The organism is Bartonella sp. TT29SHDZB, from assembly GCF_042193395.1.
Classification (GTDB): Bacteria; Pseudomonadota; Alphaproteobacteria; order Rhizobiales; family Rhizobiaceae; genus Bartonella.
In genome coordinates, this window is the sequence record NZ_JBHILQ010000124.1 from 1 (window position 1) to 772 (window position 772).

The 772-nt window shown below is 41.8% G+C and carries 1 protein-coding gene; it reads left to right on the forward strand.

Annotation, left to right across the window (positions count from 1 at the left end):
• Positions 1–772 (forward strand): tyrosine-type recombinase/integrase (locus tag ACFIJJ_RS09940; protein ID WP_375646838.1); only part of this gene is annotated, 772 nt, incomplete at both ends.

Consider the following 772-nt stretch of genomic DNA (forward strand, 5'->3'; position numbering starts at 1 on the left):
CTGAATTAAAAGGTGATGGTAAAAATGGTAAATGGTTTACACCTTTACGCCTTCATATTCTCCCTAAATTAGGCTGTCTACCCGTTTCAGAGATTACCCAAACAGAGATACGCAATGTTCTTGCCCCTATCTGGCATACAAAAGCTGGAGTTGCTTATAGAGCTCTCAAGCGTCTCAATATGTGTCTCAAACATGCGGCTGCACTAGGATTGGATGTTGATTTACAAGCAGTAGAAAAAGCACGCGCTCTCTTAGGCAAACAACGCCATAAAATCAAAAACTTACCTGCAATGGATTGGAAAGATGTTCCCGCTTTTTATAAAACGCTTTGCCAAACAACAAACCCCACACAACTGGCTTTGCGTTTGCTTATCCTTACAGGGGTTCGTACCAATCCCTTGCGTCATATTCGTGAAGATCAGATTGATGGAGATATATGGATCATACCTGCTGAAAATATGAAAGGAAAGCGCGATGCTACAACAGAATTTCGCGTCCCCTTATCATCAGAGGCAATGAAAGTGATAGAACAAGCCCGTTGTATCTCTAAAAGTAATTTCATCTTTTCTTTTTCTAGTCGGGCTCCTATTTCACCTATGGTTATGTCAAAGTATATGAGAGACAATAAACTTGAAGCCTGCCCGCATGGTTTTCGTTCTAGTTTACGCAATTGGCTTGCTGAAACAACCGATGCTCCCTATGAGGTCGCTGAAACTATTCTAAGTCATACAGTTGGCGGCAAAGTAGAGCGTGCCTATCGTCGTACTGATTA